Here is a 17,529-nt window from a genome sequence, read left to right as displayed (position 1 = left end):
CCCCCCCCGCTCCTGTTTTTGCGTGGCCGGCAATTAATTCATGTAAATTCATGGCCTGCTCTCAGGCTGCCTTCGCTTCCGTCTCGTGCAGCGCGAAGGATCGCCCATCCGCGTCGAAGATATGAAGGTCTCCGGCGTCGGCGCTCAGCCGCAGCGTCGCCCCGCGCTTGACCTCGACATTGCCCGGCAGCTTGGTCACCAGCGGCAGGTCGGCGCGGCCGATGTCGACATAGACGAGTTGCACCTCGCCGAGCTGCTCGACATAGTCCACCGTCCCTTCGAACAGGTAGTCCGTGCCGCTGGCGATCGCCAGGTCCTCCGGCCGCACGCCGAAGCTCACCGACGCGCCCTTGGCCGAGGCCGGCGTCGCGATCGGCACCGTAGCCTTGCGGCCGCCGACATGACTGATGACGGTCGGATTGCCCGATTTGTCGATGGTCGCCGGCAGGATGTTCATGGCCGGCGAGCCGATGAACTGGGCAACGAACAGATTGCCGGGTTTCTTGTAGAGTTCCATCGGCGTGCCGACCTGCTCGATATGGCCCTCCTTCAGCACCACGATGCGGTCGGCCAGCGTCATCGCCTCGACCTGGTCGTGGGTGACGTAGATCATGGTGGTGTTGGGCATCGATTCCTTGAGCTTGGCGATCTCGATGCGGGTGGCGACGCGCAGCGCCGCGTCGAGATTCGACAGCGGTTCGTCGAACAGGAACACTTTCGGGTTGCGCACGATGGCGCGGCCGATGGCCACGCGCTGGCGCTGGCCGCCGGACATCGCCTTGGGCAGGCGGTCGAGATAGTTGGTCAGCTGCAGGATCTCTGCCGCCTGGCGCACGCGCTTGTCGATCTCGGCCTTGCTTTCCTTGCCGATCTTCATCGAGAACGCCATGTTGTCATAGACTGTCATATGCGGATAAAGCGCGTAGGACTGGAACACCATGGCGATGCCGCGCTTCGACGGCGGCACGTCGTTGACCACCTCGCCGGCTATTCGGAGCTCGCCCGAGGTGATCTCCTCGAGCCCGGCGATCGAGCGCAGCAATGTCGACTTGCCGCAGCCCGACGGACCGACGAAAACGATGAACTCGCCCGATTTGATGTCGAGGTCGATGCCGTGCAGAATGTTGAGATTGCCGTATGATTTCTTCACTTGCCTCAGCGTGACATCGGCCATGTTTCCCTCCAGTGCTCCCTAGAATTCAGTCGATACGCCCGAACCAGGCGCCGTAGCCGCCGAGGCGGATGGAGCCGGTGCTCGCCTGTCCCGAAAATCCGTGTCCGGGCAAAGGTTGCAGCGATCGGCCGTCAAGGTCAACCTCCGCCGGCCCGGATCCCAGATTGAAGACGCAGACGATCTGCTCGTTGCCGGCACGGCGCGTGAAGGCGACAGTGTCGCCCTGGCTTTCGATGAAGTTGATATCGCCCTTGGCCAGCGCCGGATGGGCGCGGCGGAAGCCGAGAAAGCGCCGGTAGTGTTCGAGCAGCGAATGCTCGTCGCCTTGCTGGACATTGACGGCTTGCGACAGGTGCTTGGCCGGCACGGGCAGCCACGGCTTTGCCTGGGAGAAGCCGCCATTCCTGGCGTTGCCGTCCCACACCATCGGCGTGCGGCAGCCATCGCGGCCCTTGAATTCCGGCCAGAAGCGGATGCCGTAGGGATCTTGCAGATCCTCGAACCGCAATTCGGCTTCGCCGAGCCCCAATTCCTCGCCCTGATAGATACAGACCGAGCCGCGCAAGGACATCAGCAATGCCGAGATAACCTTGAGATAGGCGGTCGGGTCGGCTTCGTTGGCGGCCCAGCGCGAGGCCGGGCGCATCACGTCATGGTTGGAGAAGGCCCAACACGACCAGCCGTCGCTGGCAACCTTGCCGAAGGTTTCCAGCACCGAACGAACCTTGGCGGCGCTGATCTTTTCCGGCGCCAGGAAATCGAAGGAATAGCACATGTGCACGCGCTTGCCGCCGGCTGTATAGGCCGCCACAACGTCCAGTCCGCGCTGTGAATCGCCGACCTCGCCGACCGCGGCAGTCGCCGGATATTCGTCGAGCAGGGCGCGGAAGCGTTCGAGGAAGCCGAGGTTCTCCGGACGGCTCTTGTCGTAGATGTGGTCCTGGTAGTTGTAGGGATTGACCGCGGGTGCGGTCTGGTCGTTGCGCTGTTCCGGTGGCAGCGGCGGGTTGTTTTCCAGCCCCTGGCTGTGGAAGTAGAAATTGATCGTGTCGAGGCGGAACCCGTCGACACCGCGCTCCAGCCAGAAGCGGGTGACGTCGAGCAGCGCGTCCTGGACTTCGCCGTTGTGGAAATTGAGGTCCGGCTGTTCCGCGAGAAAGTTGTGCAGGTAGTATTGCTGGCGGCTGGTGTCCCATTGCCAGGCCGATCCGCCGAAGATCGACAGCCAGTTGTTGGGCGGTGTGCCGTCCGGCCTGGGATCGGCCCAGACGTACCAGTCGGCTTTCGGATTGCTGCGGTTCGATCGGCTTTCCCTGAACCAGGGATGGATGTCGGCGGTGTGCGACAGCACCTCGTCGATCATCACCTTCAGCCCCAGCCTGTGCGCCTCCGCCGTCAACGCGTCGAAATCGGCCAGCGTGCCGAACATCGGGTCGACGTCGCAGTAATCCGAGACGTCGTAGCCGAAGTCCTTCATCGGCGATTTGAAGAAGGGCGAGATCCAGATGGCGTCCGCGCCAAGCGCGGCGATATAGGGAAGCCGCCCGATGATGCCCTTGAGGTCGCCGATGCCGTCGCCATTCGAATCCTGATAGCTGCGTGGATAGATCTGGTAGATCACGGCACCTCGCCACCAGTCGCTATCGACGGCGAGATCGGGCCTCGAACTAGCTTTCAAAGCGGATTGCATGGTTTCAGCCTCCTTTCACCGAGCCTGCGAGCAGCCCGCGGACGAAATAGCGCTGCAAGGAGAAGAACACGATCAGCGGCACGATGATGGTCACGAAAGCCGACGTCGTCAGGATCTCCCAGTCGCCGCCACGCGAGCCGAGCAAGGCATTGAGCTTGGCGGTCAGCACGATCTGATCCGCCTCCGTGCCAAGGAAAACCATCGCCACCAGGAGATCGTTCCATACCCACAGGAACTGGAAGATGGCGAAGGATGCCAGCACGGGAAATGACAGCGGCAGCACGATCTTGACGAAGATCTCGAAATCGCTGGCGCCGTCGATGCGCGCCGATTCCATGATCTCGCGCGGCAGGCCGGCAATGTAGCTCCGCAAGAGGTAGATGGCGAAGGGCAGCCCGAAGCCGGTATGCGCCAGCCAGATGCCGAGATAGGTCTTGGACGGCACGCCGAAGAAGGCGCCGACGCCGTTATAGAGCTTCAGCAGCGGGATCAGCGACATCTGCAGCGGCACCACCAAAAGGCCGATGATGACCGCGATCAGAAGCGCGCGCCCGGGAAAGCGCATCCAGGCCAGAGCGTAAGCCGCAAAGGCGGCGATGAGGATCGGGATGACGGTCGCCGGGATAGTGACGGTCAGCGAGTTCATGAAGGAGCGGCCGATGCCTTCCGAAAACAGCACGGTCCTGTAGTTGTCGGTGGTGAATTTCGGCGGCGCCGAGGAGGCATAGTAGACGCGCTGGCCGCGGTCGCCCTCGAACGCCTTGGGCGAGGTCATGACGAAGCTGCCGTCGGCATTGAGCTGCAAGGTGACGCCGTCGCCGAGATCGGCCGACGTGCCGGCCGGAAATTGCGTCGGTGCCGCCGACTTGACGCCGAAGGCGCTGATCTCGCGCGCCGCGCCATCGCCGAAAATGTTGCCCTGGAGGACGAACTTGCCATCCTTCTCGACCTGCGCCGAGGCGGGCGGCAGGCGTCCGGCTTCAGTCTGGCTGGAGCTGGCGAACGAGTTCCACCAGCCCGAGGCGATGATCTGGTCCTTGTCGCGCAGCGACGATACCAGAATGCCGAGCGTCGGCATGGTCCAGATCGCAACGAAGACCAGCACGGCAATGTGAACGCCGAAGCGGCTGGCGAAGGAGTTTCCGGTCGCGACGGTCATCTCAATGTCCTCCCGTCTCTTTGTTGGCCTGGCGTATGTTCCAGACCATGATCGGAATGACCGCGATCATGATGATGATGGCGATTGTTGCGCCGCGGCCGAAATCACCGCCGCCGCGGAACATCCAGTCGAACATCAGATTGGCCAGCACCTGGCTGTTCCATTGGCCGTTGGTCATGGTCAGCACGATGTCGAATACCTTGAGCACCAGGATGGTGATTGTGGTCCAGACCACGGCGATGGTGCCCCAGATCTGCGGCACCATGATTTTCCAGAAGATCTGGAACGGATTGGCACCGTCGATGACGGCGGCTTCCAGGGTCTCTTCCGGAATGCCGCGCAGCGCCGAAGACAGGATGACCATGGCAAAGCCGGTCTGGATCCAGATCAGGATCACCATCAGGAAGAAATTGTTCCAGAACGGCAGCGATATCCAGACCTGCGGCTGGCCGCCGAAATGCTGGATGATGGCGTTCAGGATACCGATCTGCGTCTGGCCCTCGCCGCGATACTCATAGATGAACTTCCAGATGACGCTGGCGCCGACGAAGGAGATCGCCAGCGGCAGGAAGATCAGGCTCTTGGCGATCGTGCCCCACCAGATCTTGTCGGTAAGCACGGCGATGATCAGGCCAAGGAAGGTGCAGGCGGCGGGCACCACGGCCAGCCAGAGCACATTGTTGAGGATCGAATTGCGGAACTCGCGGTCGCCGAAAGCCCATTGATAGTTGGCCAGGCCGACGAAATTGGCGCCGCCGCGATCGAGGAAGGACAGCCGCAGCGTCTCGACCACCGGATAGATGAGATAGATGGTCAGGATGATCATCGCCGGACCGACGAACAGCCAGGGCCGGATCAGCCCTTGCCGGCGCAGATTGTCGACGGCGGCGGCGCCCGAGACGCCGCGCGAGGGAAAGGTGACGTCGAGCAGTTTGTTGGCGCCCCAGAAATAGGCGACGCAGCCGCCGACGCCGATGATGATGACGAATATGGCCGAGAAAATCTGAGCCGCCATGGGTCCCTCTCCCTGCACGACCCGCCAGGATGGAAACGATCCTTGCGGTTGCGCCGCGCGCCGATCTCGTTGTTGAGCGCGAACAGGCAGGGAAGCGTGTGGCTCCGTGCCCGCCGCATGCCGGAATGTCTACGCTGTCACGACTGGATCTGACCCGTCCCGGTTGGCCGGGCTGGGATGTTGCGATGGGGCCGGTCGGATCCGGGCCAGCTGGCCCGGATCCGCTCGGGAGGTGGAAGCCTAAGCCTCCGCGGGTGCGGCTCTTACTTGATCGCGTCCCAGCTCTTCTGAATGTCGGTGGCGACGTCCTGCGCCGACTTGCCGCCGACCAGGTCGATCATGCCGGTCCAAAAGGCGCCGGCGCCGATCTTGCCCGGCATCAAGTCCGACCCGTCGAAACGGAAGGTCGAGGCATTGGCCAGGATCTCGCCCTGCTTGCGCAGCGCATCGCTGGCATAGGCATCCTTGTTGACCGTCTTGAACGGCGTCACGAAACCGCCTTCGGCCATCCAGATCTCATGGGCCAGCGGCATCTTAAGGAATTCGATGAACGCGCGGGCGGCCTTCGAGTCCTTGGTGATCATCGCCAGCGTTCCGGCGCCGAGCACGGGGGTGCCGAGTTCGGGCTTGGACGCATAGGGCGGAAAGTAGAAGAAGTCCGCGTCCTGGCCGATTTTCGTGCCTTCGGGGAAGAAGGTCGGGATGAACGACGCCTGATGGTGCAGGTAGCATTTCGGCGGCACCGCGAATAGGCCCTTGGGGCTGTCGCGGAAATCGGTCGCCGCGACCGCCTTGGCGCCGCCATCGACCATCTTGTCGTCGGTCGCGATCTTGCCGAAGATGTCGATTGCATTGACCACGGCCGGGTCGTTGAAGGGGATCTCGTTCTTCACCCATTTGTCGTAGATTTCCGGAGACTGCGTGCGCAGCATCAGGTCTTCCACCCAGTCCGTCGCCGGCCAACCGGTGGCGCCGCCCGAGCCGAGCCCGATGCACCATGGCGTGCCGCCGTCGGCGATAATCTTCTTCTCGAGGTCGGCGAGTTCTTCCTGCGTCTTTGGCACCTTGTAGCCGGCTTCCTCGAAATTGTCCGGCGAGTACCAGACCAGCGACTTCACGTCGGCCTTGTAGGGGAAGGCGAAGAAGCCAGGCTTGCCGTCCTTGTCCTTGAAAGTGCCGAGGTCGACCCATGACTGGCCGGCGCCGTAATTGTCCTTGACCCATTTGGCGGTGTCGTCGCCGAGCGGCGTCAAGAGCCCCTTGGAAGCGAGATCCTGGATCAAGCCGGGTTGCGGCAGAACGGCGATGTTGGGTGGGCTGCCGGCCTGCGTGTCGATGACGATCTGCTGTTCGTAATTTTCCGAGGAGGAATATTTGATCTCGGCTCCGGTGGCTTCCGAGAAATAATCGAGTACGCCACGAACCAGGGCCTCGTCCTCGCCGCGCCATGGCCCGAAGATGGACAGGGTCTCGCCCTTGAGGTCGACTTTCTTGAGTTCTTCGTAGTTTGCCCAGTTGAAACGCTTGTCCTCGCCCGGCTTGAACTTCAGCTCGGCCTGCGCGGGCGCGCCGAGGGCCAGCAAGGCAAGCGTGGCGCCCAGCAAAAGCATTTTCTTCATCGGTATTCCCTCCCAGTGGGTCACAATACCGGACGGAACCTCCATTCCGCCCGCCGACGCCGCAGGACTGTGACTCAGTCGGAAAGGAACCGCAACCTTTCGAAGAGTCTTCCAAAGCGCTTTGGCTTTTTCGATCTCGCCATTGAATCGCCCAGAAGTCAAGAGGTGTGGCAACTTAATCGATTTAATTCAGGAGTCTGGCGTCTAAGAAATCGCGCTGCTGCATGCTTTTTTGGCAGCGCAGCAGCAATTTATGTTTCAAACCTGCACCAAGCCTGCCTATGCTCGTCATGATATGCCGGACCTGTCGCAGGGCTTGGGTCGATTCAATTTAAAAGCGCTTTGAGGCACGGAGGCCTCTCGTGAACCTGAAGCAACTCGCGCACATGCTGGCGCTTTCGCAGACCACGGTAAGCCGGGCGCTGAACGGCTATCCCGAGGTCAACGAAGAGACGCGCCGGCGCGTCATGGACGCCGCCAAGCGCCATGGCTACCGCCCCAATCCGAGCGCGCGCCGGCTTGCGACCGGCAAGTCCGGCATGATCGGCTATGTCTTGCCGACGGGTGCTGCCGTCGACATCGACCCGCACTTCGTCGAATTCCTGTCCGGCCTTGGCGACTATGCGCGCTCGCACGAGCTCGACCTGGTGCTGTCTCCCGCCGACGCCGACGACCAGGAGACGACTTACCGGCGCATCGTCGCCAATCGCCAGGTCGACGCCGTCTACATCTCCTCGCCGACGCCGGCCGACCGGCGCGTGGCGCTGGTCAATACGCTCGGTATACCCTTCATCATCCATGGCCGCAGCGAAGGTTTCGATTTCGATTATCCCTATCTCGACATCGACAATGAGGGCGCCTTTCACGAGGCGGCGCGGCTGCTCGTCCAACTCGGCCATCGGCGGCTGGCGCTGATCAACGGCGACGACCGCGAAACCTTCGCCGTGCATCGCGAGCGAGGCGTGCGCCGGGCGCTCGCCGCGAGCGGCCTGACCTTGGGCGAACGCCATGTCTGTTCCGTTGCCATGACCGAGGAGAACGGCTATCGCGCCGCCCGGCGCCTGCTCGAACAGGACGGCGCGCCCACCGCGATCGCTTGCTCCAGCCTGATCATGGCGCTCGGCGTCGTGCGCGCCGTGCGCGACCTCGGCTTGAGCATCCCCGGCGACATCTCATTGATCGCCCATGACGACGTCTTCCCATGGCTGAAGCCGGAGAACTTCTCCGTGCCGCTGTCGACGACGCGCTCCTCGATCCGGCTCGCCGGCGCCCGCATCGCCGAACGGCTGGCGGCGCGGATATCAGGGCTGGAAGAGGGGGCGCGCGGCGAGGTCTGGCCGGTCGATCTGGTGATCAGGGGGTCGGTTGCCGGAGCGCCTGCCCTGGAATAGAGCCAATCGCTCCGAGGGGCCGCAGTCGTTGCCGGAAGATCGATTGCAGTGTCATGGACAGTGGTCTGCGTGCACCGCGCTTGCTTTGGCTTTTAGAGGGTGGCAACCAGTAAGCTAAAGCCATCAACCAGTTCTCCTGGATGCCCACTTGCCGATATTCCCGTTCTCCGAAATGAATCCAATCCAACATCCTGGCCCGCCGCCGAAGCGTTCGGAGGTGGTCATCATTGGTGGCGGCATTATCGGCGTAACGACGGCTCTTTTCCTGGCGAAGCGGAACATTCCGGTCACGCTGCTGGAAAAAGGCCGCGTTGCTGCCGAACAATCGTCCCGAAATTGGGGCTGGATACGAAAGCAGGGGCGCGACGCAGATGAACTGCCAATTGTCATCGAGGCTTCTCGCCTGTGGCGGCAACTGGCTGAGGAATGCGGCGAAGACATCGGGCTGTACCAGACAGGTGTGACCTATCTGGCGAACTCCGACAAGGACATGGCCGGTTTCGAAGAGTTCATGAAGATCGCCGCGATCCATGGGCTCGACACTCGCCTCCTGGACGCGGACGAAACCGCGAAACTCATCAAGGGCATGTCGCGCAAGTTCAAGGGCGCGATGACGACGCCCTCCGACATGCGCGCGGAGCCTTGGTTGGCGGTGCCTGCGCTTGCTCGTCTTGCCGTCCGAAAAGGCGCCAAGATCATAGAGAATTGCGCAGCGCGAACCCTCGAAATCTCAGCTGGCAGGATCAGAGGAGTGTGGACCGAGGCGGGATGCATTGAAACCTCCAGCGTACTGGTCGCGGGCGGCGCCTGGTCGTCCCTGTTCCTGAGAAGACACGGCGTCTCCATCCCCCAACTCAGCGTCAGGGTAACCGTAGCCGCAACGGAGCCTATGCCTGAAATTTATGCAGGTGCGGCAGCGGACGAACACATCGCTTTCAGGCGCCGACAGGATGGCGGATACACGCTCGCCCCGGGAGGCAGTAATTTGCTTTACCTGGGGCCTGACGCATTCCGGCACGCCACCAAGTATCTTCCCGCCCTCATGGCCAATCCGCTCGGAACCCGCTACTTTCCGTGCGCTCCATCGGGTTACCCTGACAGTTGGTCGATTCCGCGCGATTGGACCCCGGATTCCCGGAGTCCTTTCGAAAGAATGCGGGTGCTCAACCCGGCCGCTGAACGCTCCGGTATCCGTTCTGTAGAGCGCAATTTCAGACGCCTTTTTCCACAGTTCGAAACAGTTCGCTTGAAGGCAGGGTGGGGAGGCATGATTGACGCCATGCCCGATGTCGTCCCCGTCGTGGATCACGTGCGGGCAATCGTCGGTCTTTTCGTCGCGACGGGAATGAGTGGTCACGGATTCGGTATCGGACCTGGAATCGGTCGCGTCGTTTCCGACCTGATTCAGGGTCACGCGAGTGGGCATGATCTCAACCGCTTTCGGCTGTCACGCTTCTATGATGGGAGCGCCGTTCGGTTGGGTCCGGCCCTCTAGTCCAGCATTCCTCCCGTCTCGGCCATCGCAAATAGCCGTCGACTGAATTTTGACCTTGGGGCGTGTCGCCAAGGATCATTCCTTCGCCGTCTGGGCGGCCTTGATGTCCAGCAGCCCGTAGCCGAAATCATCGTCCCGCCCTTTCGAACCGAGATCCCGGGCTGTTGCGGCAAGCGCCTTTTCGATGGCGTCGGCCGAGCGGTCCGGCGCGGCGTGGATGAGATTGGCAATGGCGCCCGAGACGATCGCGGCGGCGAACGATGTGCCGGTGACGACATCCGAGCCGGCTCCGCTCGGCGCCACCATCTCGACGCCCGGCGCCGAGATGAAGACATAGGCGCCGCGATTGGCCTGCGGCATCAGCCCATCCCTGGCGTCGGTGGCGGTCACGGCGATGACGCCGTCGAAGGCGGCCGGGTAGCCATAGGGCGCCTTAGGCCCGTTGTTCCCGGCGGCGGCGACCAGAACCATGCCGAGCGCGCGTGCATTGCGGCAGGCGACGCCGAGCAGGTCGTTCTTCGGACCGACGAAACTCATATTGATGATGCGCACGTCTTGGCTTGCCGCCCAGTCGAGCGCAGCAAGGATGACGTCCATTGTCGACTTGCCGCCTTCGAAGGCGCGTGCGTGAAAGATCCTGGCGCCGGGCGCCATGCCCTTGAGCGCGCCGACGCCGGCGATCAGCCCGTCGATTGAGGTGCCGTGGTCGCGCTTTTCGACCGGCACGTCGGGCATGGCGTCGAACTGGCCGGCGATGACCCCGGCCAGTGTCGGGTTGGTGTCGTCGATGCCGGCATCGATTACCGCGACGCGGACATTCTCGCCGCTCGCCTGGTTGGCGTCGAGCGCGATGCGCTCGAACGCATAGTTGACGATGCCCGCCGCCTGCTGCAGCGAATAGATATGGTTGGGCTCACGCCGCTCTGTGCGGCTGTCGGCGGCAAGCTGCGCCAGCACCACGCCGACGGGTCGGCCGTCGGGAATGCCGAAGCGCACAAGGGTGGTGCCGAGCAGAAACGACCGCCGCTGCGAGCGCACATCGAGGCCGAAGGAAGCGGCGATCTGCTGCACGGCGCCCGCATCGCCATCGACGGTCACCAGCACCTCGTCTGGCACGAAATCGCCGGCCACGGCGCGTGGCGGCTCAACGGCGATGAGATCGCTCGGCGAGACGATCGGCCCGCCCGAAGGCGGTCCGGCCTGCGTGCCGGCGGGCGGCGTCGCCGGGTCCGGCCGTGGCGTCGGCACCGGTGCCGCAGGAGCGGTCGGATTGGGGAACAGGTCAACGATCAGGGCGGGAAGAAACACGGCACCGGCCGCGCCGTCATTGATGCCCTTGCCGTCCTTGCCACAGTCGGCGCCCGCCGCATCGGTGCCGTCGCGGCAGTCGATCTTTCCCCGGTTGGCATTGGCGTCGTTGCCCTGCGCCGACGCAGGCCCGATGGCGATCGTCATCGCCGCCGCAAGGATTGCCGCAAATCGAATGACCGCCTCAGCCGCCATCGGCCGGTTTCCTTCCCTCGATCACGGTGTCCGTGAAAGGCTGGGCGGCAACAAGGCCGAGTTGCCTGGTGTAGTCGGCCGCGTTGGCGGCCGGAATGCCGAGCCGGAACACGCCCCCGGCAGTCGGTCCGTCCAGGATCTTCAGTCCGCTGCCGCCGAGAAAGGCGGCGATGTCGGACATTTTCGCGTCGGGCTTGAACTTGACCAGGGCGAACGGCATCTTCGCCATCTCGTCCTGCGCGCCCGCGATCTCGAAATTGCCGCCCTTGCCGCCGGGCTGCATAAACGACTGCACCATGACCAGTGCCAGCAGAGCCGCGGCCGCCGCCCAGGCGACGCCGACCGGCAGCGCCATGAAACGGCCCCAGGCCTGCGCCAGCCAGGACGAACCGGCGGCGGCGCGCGCCGGGCCAGCCTCGGCATCGAGCGCCCTGGAAAAGCGGCTCAGCGCATCGGCCGGCGGACGGATCGCCTCATTGGCGGCCGCGGTGCTGGAGAATTCGGCCTCCGCCTCGCCAAGAGCCGCCATGGCCGCCGGATCGCTGGCCAGCCATTCCTCGACGGCCTCCAGCTCCGAGCCTTCCAGCGAACCGTTCAGGTAGAACGGCAGCAGCGTTTCCATTTCATCGCGGCGCGACATCTTTTCAGCGGCGCTCATGGCCACCCCCTGTCGTAACCGGCGGCCTTGAGGGCCTCGCCGAGTTTCTTGCGGGCATAAAACATCCGGGTCTTGACGGTCGCGACCGGGATGTCGAGGACCTCGCCGATCTCGGTCACCGATTGCCCCTGATAATAGGCGAGATCGATGACCACGCGATGCTCGTGCGGCAAGGCATCGATGAAGCGGCGCAAGGCGGCGCTCTTGTCCTCCTTCATGGTGACGATCTCGGGCGTATCGGCGCCGTCGGGCACCGCGGCGGCGGCCTCGTCGTCGATCCAGTCTTCCTTTTTCTTGCGCAACAGGGACAGCGCCTTGAAGCGGGCGATGCCGAGCAGCCATGTCGAGACTTCGGAACGTCCCTCGAAATCCGGCGCCTGGCGCCACAGTTCGAGGAACACCTCGTTCGCGATATCGTCAGCCATCATTTCCGATCCCGTCTGGCGCGCCACGAAGCGGTATATTCGCGCGTGGTGGCGCATGAACAGGAGCCGCACGGCGGCCCGGTCGCCCTTCGCGACCCGCTCGACAAGCGCGCGATCGGTTTCCATTGCGGCCGTCATGGCCGATCGAGCCGCCTGGCTCCTGCCTGCTCTGTCGCTGATCGGTCCAAAAAGGTTCATCCTCCGCCAAGGAATTTGCGGAGGCTAACCGAAGAAGATGAGCGTTGCCAGAGCATATAGGGACGGGAGAGGGGACGCCAACGTCGCGCCCGCTCCTTCAGTCTAGGAAAGGCTTCGCCTTCATCGTCTCGGGTATCGCCACCCCAAGCCGGCTCAGAACCGTCGGTGCCAGCTGCAACTGGTCGAGCAGCGTGTCGGCATCGGGTCCGTTGCCGCCGCCGAAATAATACAGCGCGAAATCCTGCATCTCGTCATCATGGCCGCCATGGTGGCCGCGGTCGGTCTGGCCATGATCGGCGGTGACGATCACTTCATAGCCGGCATCGCGCCAGCGCGGCAGGAAAGCGGCCAGCATGCCGTCCATCGCGTAGCAGGCATGGTCCATCTCATGACAGTCATGGCCGAAACGGTGGCCCATCGAGTCCAGCGTGCAAGTGTGCAGGATGCCGTAGTCGATGCCGTGGCGGCTGCTCAGCATGGTCAGCGTGGCGAACAGGTCGACGTCGCTCGGCGTCATCTGGTTGCGCGCGTTGTAGCCAGTCATGGTGTGGAAGCGGCCATGCGTGATCGGCCCGCCCGGCTCGTCGTACTCCATGTCCTCGACGAGGTCGAACGGGTAGGAACGGAAGAACTCCGACCAGTAGGAGTGGGTGACCGCGCCGGTTGTGCCGCCGGCCTTGGTGACCTCCGAGAAGATGTCGGGCTGGCTGACGCGGAAGCGGTTCTCGTTGGAAAGAATGCCATGCGCCTGCGGCGGCACCCCGGTATGGATCGAGGCGTAGCAGCAGGCCGAGGTCGACGGCAGCACCGAGCGCATCTTCCATACCCGCGCTTCGCCCGACTGCACCCAGCCTTCGAGGTTGCCCATCAGCCGGCGCCAGTTTCGGTACGGCACGCCGTCGAGGATGATCAGCAGCAGTTTGGTCTTGAGCGCCACGAGCTGCTCCATGCGATTGTCCGGTGAAACGAGCACGCCGCGTGTCGCACGGACACGCGGCACTTTCGGCAGGAACCTGATGTCAGGCGTTCAGCCAGCATTCGCCAAGCGCGTAGCCGTCCATCATCTCGCCGATCGGGCTCTTGGCGAAGCCGCCGATCTTGTTGGTGGCGGCGTCGATGAACTGGTTGAAGAAAGGCACGATCAATCCGCCTTCGTCGCGCATCAGCACGGCCATGTCGTGGTAGATTGCCTTGCGCTTGTCCTGGTCGAGCTCGCCGCGCGCCGCAAACAGCATCTTGTCGAACTCGGGCCGCTTGAAACGCGTGTCGTTCCAGTCGGCGTTCGACACATAGCCGGTGGAATACATCTGGTCCTGCGTCGCACGCCCGCCCCAGTAAGACAGCGAGAAAGGCTGCTTGTTCCAGACCTCCGACCAATAGCCGTCGCCCGGCTCGCGCTTGATCTCGATCTTGATGCCTGCCTTGGCGGCACTCTGCTGATAGAGCTGTGCCGCATCGACGGCCCCGGGGAAAGCGACGTCGGAGGTGCGCAGCAGGATCGAGCCGCTGTGGCCCGACTTCTTATAGAGCGCCGCCGCCTTTTCCGGGTCGAACTTGCGCTGTTCGATGGTCGAAAACAGCGGATAGGCCTCGTTGATCGGGAAGTCGTTGCCGACTGAACCATAGCCGCGAAGGATCTTTTCCAGCATCTCGTCGCGATCCATGGCGAGCTTGAGCGCCATCCTGAGATCGCCGTTGTCGAAGGGCGCAGTGTCGCAGAACATGTTGAACGGGTAATAGCCCTTGCCCGAAACGTTCTCGATGCTGACGCCGGGGATGCGCTTGACGAGATCGACCACCTTGGGCTCGACGCGGTTGATCATGTGCACCTGGCCGCCTTGCAGGGCCGCGAGCCGCGCCGTCGCATCGTTGATGACGACGATCTCGACCTGGTCGGCATGGCCCGCCTTGTCGCCTTGCCAGTAATTGGCGAACCGCTCGCCGCCATGGCGCACGCCGGGCTGGTTGACGGTCACCTTATAGGGGCCGGCGCTGATGCCCGCGTTCGGATTGTCCTTGCCGCCATTGGGCTGGATGACGAGATGATAGTCGGCCATCAGATAGGGGAAGTCGGCATCGGCGTCGGCAAGCGTGACGACGACCTCCTTGCCGCTGGCCTTGATACCCTTGATGTTCTTGAGAATGCCGAGTGCGCCCGACTTCGACTTCTCGTCGGCGTGGCGCTCGATGGTGGCCGCGACATCCTCCGCGCCGACCGTCTTGCCATTGTGGAACTCGATGCCGTCGCGGATCTTGATCGTCCAGGTCTTGGCATCCGGGGAAGCGCCGATGTCCTCGGCGATCAGGTTGACCAACCTGTTGTCGGGGGTGAGGCGGACCAGATATTCGCCCCACTGCTTGCCGAAGCTGAAGGTGACCTGGCTTAGGTTCAGCGCCGGATCGAGGCTGTTGGTCGATTCGCCGCCCTGCAGGCCGGCCTTGAGAATGCCGCCCTTGACCGGCGTCTGCGCGAAGGCTTTCCCGGCCAGCGTCGTTGCCAGCGCCGCCGACACGCCCAATGCCGCAGTGCGGCCCAAAAAGTCACGCCGCGATATCCGGCCCTGGCCGGCGAGTTCAGCGAGATGGTCGAGTTCAGTCTTCATGTCCTACCCCTTTTTGAAACAACCGCACACAGGCGATGCCGTCCGAAGGACGTGTGGCCCTCCAGTGTTGCATGCGGATGACGTTCGTCATCTCCTTGACTGGCGAACCGCTGGCTAGTTCCCGGCGCTCGCCATGCGTCGCCCCTTGATCGCCTTTTCCAGCCAGCCAATTTCCATTTCCGGAACCGAGGACAGCAGGAGGTCGGTATAGGCATCGAAAGGCGGTGTGAGCACCTTGCTTTTGGAACCGTAACGGACCACCTCGCCGCGATACATCACCGCGATCGAATCGGCGATCGACCTTACCGTCGCAAGGTCGTGGGTAATGAAGAGATATGCGACCTTCTCGTGCTGCTGCAGGTTCAACAAAAGCTTGAGAATGCCGTTGGCCACCAGCGGGTCGAGCGCCGAGGTCACCTCGTCGCAGATGATCAGCTTCGGTTTGGCGGCGAGCGAGCGGGCGATGCAGACGCGCTGCTTCTGGCCGCCCGACAGCTCCGCCGGATAGCGGTCGATGAAGCCTTTGCCCATCTCGATCTCGTCGAGCAATTCGGCGACGCGCCGGTCGCGCTCACGTCCCCGCATGCCGAAATAGAACTCCAGCGGCCGGCCGATGATGGTGCCGACGGTCTGGCGCGGGTTCATGGCCACGTCGGCCATCTGATAGATCATCTGCAGCTGCCGCAGATCCTCCTTCGGCCGGTCGGCAAGCCGGTTGGCAAGCGGGCGCCCGTCGAAGGTCACCGTGCCCTGTTCGGGCGGCAGGAGCCCTGTGATGGCGCGCGCCAGCGTCGACTTGCCGGAACCGGACTCGCCGACCACTGCCAGCGTCTGGCCGGGATAGATATCAACGGAGACGTTCTTCAGCACCTTGACATGGCCGCCGCCATAGGCGGCGGTGACGTTCTTCACGGACAGGAATGGCGAGGCGCCGGGTTTCTGCTCGGCGTGTTCGATCTCGTGCACAGACACCAGAGCGTTGGTGTATTCCTGGCGCGGTTCCTTGATGATCTGGCGGGTGCCGCCCCATTCGACCAGCCGGCCGTGACGCAGCACCATGATCTCGTCCGACACCTGGGCGACGACGGCGAGGTCGTGGGTGATGTAGAGCGCGGCCACATGCGTGTCGCGGATGGCGTCCTTGATCGCCGACAGCACGTCGATCTGCGTCGTCACGTCGAGCGCCGTCGTCGGCTCGTCGAAGACGATCAGGTCCGGTTCCGAGCACAGCGCCATCGCCGTCATCACACGCTGCAGCTGGCCGCCGGACACTTGGTGCGGGAAACGCTCGCCGATGGTTTCGGGATTGGGCAGGCTCAGCTTCTTGAACAGCGCGACGGCGCGTTTCTCGGCCTCCGCGCGCGTCGCCCTGCCGTGCAGGAGGGTGGCTTCGACAACCTGGTCCATCAGCCTGTGCGCCGGGTTGAAAGCCGCTGCCGCCGACTGCGCGACATAGCAGACCTCGCGGCCGCGCAGCCTGCGGAAACCTTCCTTGCCGCCCTTGAGGATGTCGCGGCCGTTGAGCAGCACCTCGCCGCCGGTGATGCGCACGCCGCCGCGTCCGTAACCCATCGAAGACAGGCCGATGGTCGACTTGCCGGCACCGGATTCGCCGATCAGGCCGAGCACCTTGCCCTTTTCCAGCGTCAGCGAGACGTCATGGACGAGGGTGATGGTCTTCGGCGCTTCGCCTGGTGGGTAGACCATGGCCTCGATGCGCAGGTTGCGGATATCGAGGAGCGGGCTGGATTTGGCTTTGCTGTCGGCCATCATCCGCGTCCTCCTTTCAGGCTTGTCGTGCGGTTGAGCACCCAGTCGGCAACGAGATTGACCGAGATCGCAAGCGCCGCGATCGCGGCCGCCGGTATGAGCGCCGCGGCAATGCCGAAGACGATGCCGTCCTTGTTTTCCTTGACCATGCCGCCCCAGTCGGCATCCGGCGGCTGTACGCCGAGGCCAAGAAAGGAGAGCGTCGACAGGAACAGAACGGCATAGATGAAGCGCAGGCCGAGTTCCGAGACCAGCGGCGACAGCGCATTGGGCAGGATCTCGCGGAAGATGATCCAGGCGCTGCCTTCGCCGCGCAGCTTCGCGGCTTCGACATAGTCCATCACGTTGATGTCGACGGCGACCGCGCGCGACAGGCGGTAGACGCGGGTCGAGTCAAGAATGCCCATCACCAGGATCAGCGTCACCAGGTTTGTCGGCAGCACCGAGAGCACGACAAGGCCCATGATCAGCGTCGGGATCGACATCAGGAGATCGACGAGGCGCGACAGCAGCGTGTCGAACCAGCCGCCGAACACTGCCGCCGAAAAGCCGAGAATGGCGCCAAGCGAGAAGGACAACGCCGTGGCGAGCACTGCGATGAACAGGGTGATGCGCGCACCATAGATCATGCGCGACAGCAGATCGCGGCCAAGGTTGTCGGTGCCCAGCCAATGCGCCGCCGACATCGGCTCCCAGACGTCGCCGACGATCTCGCCATTGCCGTGCGGCGCAAGCCAGGGCGCGAAGATAGCCGCCAACACGAACAGGGCCGTCAGCACCAGACCGACCAGCGCGGGCACGGGGATGCGTTTGATGTCGAGCATGCCCG

At 63.5% G+C, this 17,529-nt stretch carries 14 protein-coding genes; 2 read left to right on the top strand and 12 right to left on the bottom strand.

The genetic code is table 11. The annotated features are described in order from the left end of the window. Positions 1-61 precede the first annotated feature (61 nt). From LB533_RS23655 to LB533_RS23635, 5 genes are all read right to left on the bottom strand, one after another. Positions 62-1,174, bottom strand: coding sequence for an ABC transporter ATP-binding protein (locus LB533_RS23655; RefSeq protein ID WP_140643980.1), 1,113 nt, complete (start codon positions 1,172-1,174; stop codon positions 62-64). Between the two features lie 25 nt (positions 1,175-1,199). Beyond that, positions 1,200-2,864: an alpha-glucosidase gene (locus LB533_RS23650; protein WP_140643981.1), complete on the bottom strand. Its 1,665-nt coding sequence runs from the start codon at positions 2,862-2,864 to the stop codon at positions 1,200-1,202. Between the two features lie 4 nt (positions 2,865-2,868). After that, positions 2,869-4,023, bottom strand: a complete 1,155-nt coding sequence (locus LB533_RS23645) for a carbohydrate ABC transporter permease (RefSeq protein ID WP_140643983.1) — start codon at positions 4,021-4,023, stop codon at positions 2,869-2,871. Between the two features lies 1 nt (position 4,024). Continuing rightward, the gene (locus tag LB533_RS23640) at positions 4,025-5,038 is read right to left on the bottom strand and encodes a carbohydrate ABC transporter permease (RefSeq protein WP_140501210.1); all 1,014 of its coding nucleotides are present in this window, start codon (positions 5,036-5,038) and stop codon (positions 4,025-4,027) included. Between the two features lie 263 nt (positions 5,039-5,301). Further along, positions 5,302-6,657 (bottom strand): ABC transporter substrate-binding protein, encoded by a 1,356-nt coding sequence (locus LB533_RS23635; protein WP_140643985.1) that lies wholly within the window; start codon positions 6,655-6,657, stop codon positions 5,302-5,304. A gap of 362 nt (positions 6,658-7,019) precedes the next feature. Between LB533_RS23635 and LB533_RS23630 the strand changes: the two genes are divergently transcribed. Further along, positions 7,020-8,048: a LacI family DNA-binding transcriptional regulator gene (locus LB533_RS23630; RefSeq protein ID WP_140643986.1), complete on the top strand. Its 1,029-nt coding sequence runs from the start codon at positions 7,020-7,022 to the stop codon at positions 8,046-8,048. Positions 8,049-8,196: 148 nt separating this feature from the next. Next, positions 8,197-9,543: an NAD(P)/FAD-dependent oxidoreductase gene (locus LB533_RS23625; RefSeq protein ID WP_140643988.1), complete on the top strand. Its 1,347-nt coding sequence runs from the start codon at positions 8,197-8,199 to the stop codon at positions 9,541-9,543. A 75-nt stretch (positions 9,544-9,618) separates the two neighbouring features. Here the strand turns inward: LB533_RS23625 and LB533_RS23620 are convergent, their stop codons facing one another. The 7 genes from LB533_RS23620 to LB533_RS23590 all read right to left on the bottom strand — a co-directional run bounded on the left by LB533_RS23620 (position 9,619) and on the right by LB533_RS23590 (position 17,524). Next, a complete protein-coding gene (locus tag LB533_RS23620; RefSeq protein ID WP_224678319.1) occupies positions 9,619-11,046 on the bottom strand; it encodes a S8 family serine peptidase in 1,428 nt (475 codons plus the stop codon). Continuing rightward, the gene (locus tag LB533_RS23615; protein WP_140643991.1) at positions 11,036-11,704 is read right to left on the bottom strand and encodes an anti-sigma factor; all 669 of its coding nucleotides are present in this window, start codon (positions 11,702-11,704) and stop codon (positions 11,036-11,038) included. The genes LB533_RS23620 and LB533_RS23615 overlap by 11 nt, the downstream gene beginning before the upstream one ends. Further along, entirely contained in the window at positions 11,701-12,267 is a 567-nt protein-coding gene (locus LB533_RS23610) for a sigma-70 family RNA polymerase sigma factor (protein ID WP_140643993.1), read from the bottom strand. The genes LB533_RS23615 and LB533_RS23610 overlap by 4 nt, the downstream gene beginning before the upstream one ends. 157 nt (positions 12,268-12,424) lie before the next feature. Beyond that, positions 12,425-13,276, bottom strand: coding sequence for an alkaline phosphatase family protein (locus tag LB533_RS23605; protein WP_181169594.1), 852 nt, complete (start codon positions 13,274-13,276; stop codon positions 12,425-12,427). Between the two features lie 70 nt (positions 13,277-13,346). Further along, complete coding sequence (locus LB533_RS23600) at positions 13,347-14,930, bottom strand: ABC transporter substrate-binding protein (protein ID WP_140643995.1); 1,584 nt, start codon at positions 14,928-14,930, stop codon at positions 13,347-13,349. A 114-nt stretch (positions 14,931-15,044) separates the two neighbouring features. Next, the gene (locus LB533_RS23595; protein ID WP_140644056.1) at positions 15,045-16,700 is read right to left on the bottom strand and encodes an ABC transporter ATP-binding protein; all 1,656 of its coding nucleotides are present in this window, start codon (positions 16,698-16,700) and stop codon (positions 15,045-15,047) included. Then, a complete protein-coding gene (locus LB533_RS23590; protein WP_140512801.1) occupies positions 16,700-17,524 on the bottom strand; it encodes an ABC transporter permease in 825 nt (274 codons plus the stop codon). Before LB533_RS23590 ends, LB533_RS23595 begins: the two co-directional genes overlap by 1 nt. Positions 17,525-17,529: the final 5 nt, after the last annotated feature.

Origin of the sequence: Mesorhizobium sp. BR1-1-13, assembly GCF_020165515.1 — a bacterium.
Lineage (GTDB): Bacteria > Pseudomonadota > Alphaproteobacteria > Rhizobiales > Rhizobiaceae > Mesorhizobium.
Note: the sequence above shows the minus strand (reverse complement) of the source record. Positions and strands in the feature narration are given on the sequence as shown.